This window comes from Vibrio sp. 378, assembly GCF_033339435.1.
The window spans coordinates 1-524 of the sequence record NZ_JAWOUO010001154.1 but is presented as its reverse complement, the minus strand read 5'-3'; the positions used below and the strand labels follow the sequence as shown (position 1 = coordinate 524).

General features: G+C 47.7%; 1 protein-coding gene. It reads right to left on the bottom strand.

Annotated elements, in window-relative coordinates:
• The coding region (locus R7Q48_RS30895) for an inorganic phosphate transporter (RefSeq protein ID WP_318134229.1) at positions 1-524 on the bottom strand (524 nt) is incomplete at both ends.

Here is a 524-nt window from a genome sequence, read left to right as displayed (position 1 = left end):
CTGTACATGCAGTTGCAAGCTGAGCAGCAAAACCACGGATTGGTGTTAGTTCAGTGATGCCTGTACCAACGGTTGCCATTACTTTGTGGCCCATGGTTGCAAGACCGACAACAATACCGATACCGCCCAATGGAAGAATCCACCATGCGATAGTGCTTTTCGCTGTAACCTCACCCATATGTTCAACAGTCGATACTACTGCAGAAAGAGGGCCAATCGCGTTTGCTACGTCGTTTGAGCCGTGAGCAAATGCCATCGCACAAGCTGTGATTACCATTAGAACGCTGAAGATACCTTCTACGCCAGCAAAGCTGCGGTCTTCTTCACGGTTAGCGAATTTTTTCTGAATGTAGAAGTAGCCGCCAGCCATAACAAGTGCAGATACCGCTACTGCCCACATCCACGCTTCGCCGTTAGTCAGGTGAAGACCAACGTGCTTCAGACCTTTTTTGATGGTTACAAGTGCAATCACCATTGTCGTGATGAACATGTAAACAGGAACGAAACGTTTTGCGTTGAATAGT